This is a genomic window from Bradyrhizobium cytisi (assembly GCF_008123515.1).
Lineage (GTDB): Bacteria > Pseudomonadota > Alphaproteobacteria > Rhizobiales > Xanthobacteraceae > Bradyrhizobium > Bradyrhizobium cytisi.
This window is the reverse complement of record NZ_VSSR01000033.1, coordinates 73,324-80,750: the sequence shown is the minus strand read 5'-3', so window position 1 is coordinate 80,750 and position 7,427 is coordinate 73,324. Positions and strand designations below refer to the sequence as shown.

The 7,427-nt window shown below is 63.7% G+C and carries 8 protein-coding genes; 3 read left to right on the top strand and 5 right to left on the bottom strand.

The features are described from left to right. Nucleotides 1-213: 213 nt before the first annotated feature. Together FXB38_RS21095 and FXB38_RS21090 are read left to right on the top strand one after the other, a co-directional pair. The gene (locus FXB38_RS21095) at nucleotides 214-768 is read left to right on the top strand and encodes a PAS domain-containing protein (protein WP_148752897.1); all 555 of its coding nucleotides are present in this window, start codon (nucleotides 214-216) and stop codon (nucleotides 766-768) included. A gap of 142 nt (nucleotides 769-910) precedes the next feature. After that, nucleotides 911-1,702, top strand: a complete 792-nt coding sequence (locus tag FXB38_RS21090; protein WP_148752896.1) for a Crp/Fnr family transcriptional regulator — start codon at nucleotides 911-913, stop codon at nucleotides 1,700-1,702. Between the two features lie 278 nt (nucleotides 1,703-1,980). On the opposite strand, the gene FXB38_RS21080 is transcribed toward FXB38_RS21090, so the two are convergent. Next, nucleotides 1,981-2,466 (bottom strand): phasin, encoded by a 486-nt coding sequence (locus FXB38_RS21080; RefSeq protein ID WP_148752894.1) that lies wholly within the window; start codon nucleotides 2,464-2,466, stop codon nucleotides 1,981-1,983. 452 nt (nucleotides 2,467-2,918) lie between these two features. Then, nucleotides 2,919-3,308 carry a COG4315 family predicted lipoprotein gene (locus FXB38_RS21075; protein ID WP_187435029.1) on the bottom strand — a complete coding sequence of 130 codons (390 nt, stop codon included), beginning with the start codon at nucleotides 3,306-3,308 and terminating at the stop codon, nucleotides 2,919-2,921. A gap of 142 nt (nucleotides 3,309-3,450) precedes the next feature. On the opposite strand from FXB38_RS21075, the gene FXB38_RS21070 reads away from it, so the two are divergent. Further along, nucleotides 3,451-3,954, top strand: a complete 504-nt coding sequence (locus tag FXB38_RS21070) for a GNAT family N-acetyltransferase (protein WP_148752892.1) — start codon at nucleotides 3,451-3,453, stop codon at nucleotides 3,952-3,954. A gap of 31 nt (nucleotides 3,955-3,985) precedes the next feature. Here the strand turns inward: FXB38_RS21070 and FXB38_RS21065 are convergent, their stop codons facing one another. The 3 genes from FXB38_RS21065 to FXB38_RS21055 form a co-directional block, all read right to left on the bottom strand. Continuing rightward, nucleotides 3,986-5,965, bottom strand: a complete 1,980-nt coding sequence (locus tag FXB38_RS21065; RefSeq protein WP_148752891.1) for a DEAD/DEAH box helicase — start codon at nucleotides 5,963-5,965, stop codon at nucleotides 3,986-3,988. A 321-nt stretch (nucleotides 5,966-6,286) separates the two neighbouring features. After that, a complete protein-coding gene (locus FXB38_RS21060; RefSeq protein ID WP_148752890.1) occupies nucleotides 6,287-6,799 on the bottom strand; it encodes a hypothetical protein in 513 nt (170 codons plus the stop codon). A gap of 109 nt (nucleotides 6,800-6,908) precedes the next feature. Continuing rightward, nucleotides 6,909-7,334 (bottom strand): VOC family protein, encoded by a 426-nt coding sequence (locus FXB38_RS21055; protein WP_148752889.1) that lies wholly within the window; start codon nucleotides 7,332-7,334, stop codon nucleotides 6,909-6,911. Nucleotides 7,335-7,427 lie beyond the last annotated feature (93 nt).

Sequence of the window (7,427 nt, the reverse complement as noted above, 5' to 3'; positions counted from 1 at the left end):
GATCTCGGACAGACTCTTAGCAGCCGCGGGACGAACGCAAAGCGCATAGTTAATTTAACGTTAACGACGCAAAGGCGGCCCGCGCGAGGCCAAAAACGCCCCCGCGGCATGGACGCTGCAATTCCCCTCCTGCACAACAACACAGGGATCTCAGGTGCACTGAAGCGGGACAGGTTTGTCCCATGAGGTTGCGCCGAGGGGTAAGCGTCAGTCATGAAACATCCGTCGAACCGCGCGTTCTTTGCGTATTGGGACAAGAAGCGCGGCAGCGCGCGAGCCCCTGATCGGGCCGATATCGACCCGGCCGCCGTGCGCGAGCTGCTCGGCGACATCTTCGTCCTGTCCTGCGAGCCGAAGCTCGGCTTTCCGTTCCGCGTCGCCGGCACCCGCGTCTGCGCGCTCGCAGGCCTCGATCTCAAGGACCAGAGCTTCGCCGCGCTGTTCACGGAAGGCTGCCGCAGCGAGATCGAGGAAATCGCGACCATCGTCGCCGACGAGACGCTCGGCGCCATTGCCGGCATCACGGCCACGCGCGAGGACGGTAGCAAGGCCCATCTCGAGCTGCTGCTGCTGCCCTTCAACGCTCGCCCGCACACGCCGGTCAGCGTAACCGGCGTGCTTGCGCCGTTTGACGACGAATGCGGCGCGCTTTCCGCCTTCACCGTCACCTCGTGGCGCTATCTGCACCAGCCGGAGAAATTGCTGCCGCGCGCGATCCGCAAATTGCAGGTCGCACGCGGGCTGATAGTGTATGAGGGGCTTCGTTAGGGGCGCTTACGCTCCGTCATTGGAACCTTACCGGCTGAACCACGTTTGTCCGTTTGCCGTGCCAAGCGAGTTCGCGGTAACGCGGCTCGGCCGGTGACGATGCGTTTGCTCGCCGTCGAGCGTCCGTCGAGGGGCGATTCCCGTGATGGAGCACGCGACCAGAGTTGGTAATCGCCTGCTAGCTGCGTTACCGTCGGCCGACTTCGCTTTGCTTGCACCGCATTTGCGAAAAGTACCGATCGAGCACGACGCAGTCCTCGTTCGATCGGCCGACCGGATCGAACACCTCTACTTCCCCTGTAGCGGCGCAATTGCCCTCATCATGGAGTTGCCGAACGGACAGACGGCCGCAACCGCGGTGATCGGCAACGACGGCGTCATCGGACTCATGACGGCGCTCGGTCCGGTCCGATCCCCCCTGACGGCGGTTGTCCGCGTGGCCGGGACCGCACTACAAATCTCGCCCGCGCGATTCCAAGCAGCGCTCGAACGCAGTCCGGCCATTGCAAGCGCGGTTCAGATTGTCACCAGGGCGATGATGACGCAATTCCTGCACGTCGCGGCCTGCAACGCGCTGCATTCCGTCGAAGCGCGCCTCGCTCGCTGGCTGCTTCACATTCACGACCGGACGGGCGGCGGTGACGTGCTGCCCTTGACCCAGGAGACGCTGTCGGAATTGCTCGGCGTTCGGCGCCCCACGGTCACGCGCGTCGTGAGCGCACTTCGAACATCAAGGGCCATCAAATCCAATCGGCGCGGTCAGCTCGAAATCGACAAGCGACGGCTCGAGATCGTCGCTTGCGAATGCTACAAGGTGATGAGCCGCAGGATCGATCGGATCGTGTCGCAGGATGCGTCAAGGCTCCTTCACGCCGCGCCGGCGCGGTATGGCTGCCCGCCCCCGGACCTCCCGTTCGCCAAGGCCGATTCATAGACCCATGCCTCTCGGGCGAACCACTCGTGCGTCGCCGCGCACATCCGGCAATAGGTGCGCGAAAAGAACACCGTACTGGAGCGAAATCTTTCGCCATCCATCTCGATGCCTGTCGGAATTGCGCTGCCCGTTTCCGGGCATTTGATCATCACCATACCCATCTTGGCTTCCCTCTAGCTCGGCATCACCTCGCGGCAAGGCTGACCGTCCTCGGCTGGACGGCGCCTCTTCTCGCGAAGACGCTCGTCCAGCCGATCCACGTGGCCGGTCGCTTCGATTCAAGCAGCCCTGTGCAGAACCCGGTTGAAGCTGTTCTTGATCGGCTCGGCCGTCTCGGTCGCGACCTTCTGGGCCAGATCCCAAAGCTCCCGATTTTGGGCGGAAGCCGCTTCAAAGGTCTTGCGACCGTGGGCGGTGGAGAGACTGACGAGGTCCGCAAACGACCTCGCATCCGCAAGCTGGGAGAAAAATTCCAGCACGGAGCTGGTGTTGGCATTGGATATCTCGATGACCTTGGTGCCGTAATCGGCGGCACGCCTGGCATTGGTCGAACAGGCGTCGCAAAGGGCCGCGGTGATCTGCTCGGAAGTCGTCTTCATCTGCTCGAAATTTGCCTTGGCCCGTGTTGCCGCCGGCGCGGTGAGATCGCCGAGCATCGCCTGGATGTTGAAAAACGGCATGTCGAACTTGAGGTCTGTAGTTCCGTTCGCCGTCCCATTCAGCGGGGCGGCATTCGTTTCGGCTTTCACATTGACATCACTCACGGGCTTTCATCCTTTCAAGCGAAACCAGATAATCCCCGACGCGTCCAGATGCGTACAGCACCGGGACATCAGTGCCCCTGCTTTCACGATGGTGGGTTGCTGCTGCGGACATGCCGCTCTCGCCCCCGCCGGAGCCAACTATGACCGACGAAAGTCGATGCTTCGGTTCGCTTTCTGACTCTCAATTCGAAATAATTCGATTAGTGCGACGCGGCGGCGCAGAGCGAATCCTGCGTCTCTAAAGTTGCTACAATTTTGCGCACCAACTTGAGATCAGTGCCGGCAAACTATCGAGCTATCGAGAGGCGTCGATCCCGAGAGCCGCTTGAGCCTGCCGGAACGTTCTACAGCTAGCGCAACCGGCCGCAGTTGCACGGCACCCGCGCATACGACGATGCTTCTCGCGTTTCGGCCAGCCCTCGCCGTCTAGGTGGCGACGGAAGCGCACTCGCTCACGGCATTGCCAGATGCCAAGCCCCGTTCAGGAAACCATCGCCGGTGACGTCGCCGGGCTTGGTGTCCTTGGCGAAAGTGTAGAGCGGCTTGCCGTTATGGGCCCACTGCTTGGAGCCGTCGTCGCGCGTGATGATGGTGTAGCCGTCGCCGGCGGCATCGCTGGCCTCGGCTTTCAGCGCCGGCCAGTTTGTCGCACACGGTCCGTTGCAGGCCGACTTGCCTTCCATGTCCTTGTCGAAGGTGTAGAGCGACATGCCCTTGGCGTCGGTGAGCACGTTGCCCTTGTCGGTCTTGCCGGTCTTGGCCGGCGGCGCCGCGAAAGCAGCCGAGGTCATCGCGAGCGACGCGAGGAGCGTGAGCGCGAGGCGGATCGAAGATGTCGTCATGGTGTCTCCTGTCATGCAATTGGTTCGCATGGGTAGGACGCCGCACCGCGTGCGGTATTCCTCAAAATGGCGCAAAGATATTTTTGGCTGCGCACATCGGCGCGGCGGAATAAATTGCGTTGGTTGATACGGAACAGTCGGGATGAGCAAGCCGCATTGGCGCCGCGCGCACGCTGAAGACCTCGCCGCGATCAGCGCGATCGCGGCACGAATCCATCCTGATCTCCCCGAGCGCCCGGAAGTATTCGCGGAAAAGATGCGGCTCTATCCGGACGGCTGTTGCGTGCTCGCTGCAGGCAACCAGATCGCAGGCTACGGCCTCGCGCATCCCTGGATTCAGCAACAGATTCCGCCGCTCGACGGGTTCCTCGACCGGTTGCCCGATGCCGCAGACTGTCTCTATGTGCACGATGTCGCGGTGCCGCCCGACTTCCGCGGCGGCGTGGCGCGCGCTTATCTCGCAGAGATCGAAGAGCTGGCGCGATCGTCAGGCATCACAACGCTTGCGCTGGTCTCGGTCTACGGCACGCAACCACTGTGGGAGCGTCTCGGTTTCCAGGGCGTTGCACCGGATGCGGCGCTGCGCGACAAACTCTCGTCCTATGGCGCGAGCGCGACCTACATGCTGCGCGGGCTCACCCGATAGCCCCCTTCCCCGTGCGTGACGGTGCCGGGGTTCAGCCGCGGTGCTTCTTCTTGGCCTTCTTGCCCGGCGCACCCTTCGCTGGCCACGGCGCGACCGAAGGCTCTGCATGGCCAGGCTTGCTCTTGTGCTTCTTTTTCTTTCCGAAAGAAGGAGCATCCTCGAATTTCGGCCCGCGCTCGCCGTGTGATTTTCCGGCTGGCTTAAAGCCACCGGCGTCGCGCGCGCGATCGTCGCGGCGTTCGCGATGATCGCTGTCTCGGGTCTCGCGCCTGGGCGCTTCGAACCGCTCTTCGGGAGCCGTCTTCGCTTGCGGCGCACCCGTCATCGGCTCGAGGCGGATATTGTCTTCCTTGTCCGGACGCTTGATCTTGGCAGCGAAGGATTCCGCAACCCGCTCGGTAATCTCGAACTCGGTCGTGGTGTCCATGATCTTGATGGCGCCGATGTCGCCCTTGTCGATGCCGCCGCGACGGCAAATCATCGGCAAGAGCCAGCGCGCCTCCGCATTCTTTCTTCGTCCGATATTGGCGCGGAACCATACGGTCGCCTCTGTCATGCCGTGCTTCGGCGACGATTTCCCCGATTTGGGGCGGGGCCTCTCGGAGCGGTCATCGCCGCGCGGCTTTCGATCGTCGCGCGGCGTGCGATCGCGCGATGTCCGATCGTCGCGGCCACGATCGTCGCGCGGCCGGCCACGCGCCTCGCCGGGATCGAGAATGTCTTCAGGTGACGGCAGCCGCGCCCGATAGAGCCGCGCGAGTGCTGCGGCGATGTCCTCGGCCGACCGCTCGGCCAGCAAGGCCTTCGCCAGCTCAAGATCGTCGGCGGTCGTCTCCTCGGTGAACAACACGTCCTTCATGCGCTCATGATCGAGCTTGCGGATCTCATCTCCCTGCGGCGCCGTGCCCCAGTTCGCCTCGATGCCGGACAGATTCAGCAGCACCTCCGCACGCCGCCGTCGTATCGGCGGCACCAGCAGGACGCTGACGCCCTTCCGGCCCGCACGCCCGGTGCGGCCTGAGCGATGTTGCATGACCTCCGCGTCATTTGGCAGATCGGCGTGAATGACGAGATCGAGGCTCGGCAGGTCGATGCCGCGCGCCGCCACGTCGGTCGCGACGCAAATGCGGGCGCGTCCGTCGCGGAGCGACTGGAGCGCCAGGGTACGTTCGTTCTGCGTCAACTCACCGGAGAGAGCGACCACCGAGAAACCGCGCTCCAGCAGCGCCGCCTGCAAATGCCTGACCGCATCGCGCGTGTTGCAGAACACCAGCGCGCTCGGCGACTCGTAGAAGCGCAGCACGTTGACGACCGCATGCTCGACATCGCCGGGAGCGACCCGGATGGCGCGGTACTCGATATCGGCGTGACCGCCCTCGTCGCCGGCGACCTCGATCCGGAACGCCTGCTGCTGATACTGCTTCGCCAGCGCCACGATGCCGCGCGGAAACGTCGCCGAGAACAACAAGGTGCGGCGCGTGTCCGGGGTGGTCTTGAGGATGAACTCCATGTCCTCGCGAAAGCCGAGATTGAGCATCTCGTCGGCCTCGTCGAGCACGACGACCTTCAATTCCGAAATGTCGAGGCGGTTGCGCCGCAAATGATCGCACAGGCGGCCGGGCGTGCCGACGACGATATGGGCGCCCGCAGCCAGCTCGCGCTGCTCGCGGCGCGGGTCCATGCCGCCGACGCAGGAGACGACACGGGCCCGCGCATGCTCGTAGAGCCATGTCAGCTCGCGCTGGACCTGCAAGGCGAGCTCGCGGGTCGGCGCGACGATGAGGGCCAGAGGGGCTGCGGCCTGCTCGAATCGCTCGGCACCATCGAGCAGATCCCTGGCCATAGCCAAACCATACGCGACGGTCTTGCCCGAGCCGGTCTGGGCCGACACCAGAAGGTCGCGGTCGACGGCATCCTCGCCGAGCACGGCGAGCTGGACGGGGGTCGGTGAATCGTAATTGCGCTCAGCCAAGGCACGGGCGAGCGGCGGGGTCAGGGCCGGAAAGGACACGGGAGGGAAAACCTTGGTTGGTCCGGGGCGCGGAACGGAAAGCCGGGGCGCCTGACGCTGCAGTCACTGCAGAAGGCCCGGTCACACCCACGATGATTTTGATTTGGACGCTCTTTACGCCAGAAGCAGCCAAATCACCATGGCTTTGATGCATGGCCTTGGCGACAGGGTGAACAAGGCCGGGATGCTCAGCCCCGGCGCTTTTGGCGCGCTTTTGGGCTGGAACGGCGGACTTTTGCGGCCATCTCGCCAAAATTGTACACCGGACACCGGCGACAAGGCCACCGCCGCAGCGCGCAAGCTCGCATAGAGGGTGCGGTTCTAGTCCCTCGACGTCACGAGCCTGCTGAAGCTGCCCGCGAGCCTTGTTCTGAGCCGCACGACATAGTCTTTCGCGGCGCGGCTCAAGGCGCGGATGGCGCGCCAGGCTTCGGTGGCCTGCAGCCATGTCTTCATCTCAGTGAACTTCCCGTACACCCAGGCGAATGCCGGAATCCGCATCAGCTTGTCACGGGTGAGGTGGAACAGGCGCTCGACCAGCACGAGCTTGAGCAGCTCGCAACCGACAAATGCCGACACACCGCTGAGAAACTGACCGGTCGCGACAAGGTATGCGGCCACCGGCTTGATCGGCTCCAGGATGATAACAGGCACGGAAAACAGCGCGAGCGACGGATAAGGCGGCAGCGATTTGATCCAGGCACGCAGCCGCTTGAATTCGAAATGCCGCGCCAGCCAGCCCGAGATCGGCCGCGCCACGGCCATGAACACCGCATCCACCAGGAAGTAGATGGCAGCCAGGATGTAGGTGACGGGTTTCAGGATTCGCTTCACGATAACTCTCCCGTCAATTGAAAGCCGGAACCTTGGCCTTAGTTTCACCGTGACGTGAATAAGTCGCGGATTCCCTGAGGAACTTTTTGGGCATTCGGTCCCGTCCATCTCAGATTTCGGCATAAATCTCCAGAAGATTGCCGTCGGGATCCCGGAAGAACAGCGTCCGGTGCCCGAACGGCTGGTTCGTCGGTGGCGACAGCAGCGCCACGCCCTGCCGCACGAGCTCGTCAGCGCACGCATCGACCTCGGCTGCGGAGACCCTGAAGGCCAGTTGCAGCGAGGCGCTGCCCGTCGGCGTCGGCGGATCAGCCGCGGTCCGGCTTGGTCGCGCCAATGCGAGCGTGTTGCTACCGAGGCCGTACTCGATCCAGTTCGGCGACAACTCGCGCAGCAGGGACAAGGCGAGCACGCCCTCATAGAAGCGCCGCATCGCCGCCATGTCGCGCACGAAGATGACGGTGTAGTCGATCGCGCGGATGGCGCTGAAGGGCGAGCGGGTGCGGCTTGGTTCGTTGGTTGGTTCGTTGCTCATCGTAGCCATTCCAAACTCCGGCTCGTAGCCCGTATGGAGCGAAGCGGAATGCGGGTCCGGCGGCCCCGGATTACGCTGCGCTCCATCCGGGCT

What these genes read in the sequence shown, in the direction of transcription:
- FXB38_RS21055 (WP_148752889.1), bottom strand. Translation starts at nt 7,334, where the DNA reads ATGAGCAACGAACCAACCAACGAACCAAGCCGCACCCGCTCGCCCTTC.
- FXB38_RS21075 (WP_187435029.1), bottom strand. Translation starts at nt 3,308, where the DNA reads ATGACGACATCTTCGATCCGCCTCGCGCTCACGCTCCTCGCGTCGCTC.
- FXB38_RS21095 (WP_148752897.1), top strand. Translation starts at nt 214, where the DNA reads ATGAAACATCCGTCGAACCGCGCGTTCTTTGCGTATTGGGACAAGAAG.
- FXB38_RS21070 (WP_148752892.1), top strand. Translation starts at nt 3,451, where the DNA reads ATGAGCAAGCCGCATTGGCGCCGCGCGCACGCTGAAGACCTCGCCGCG.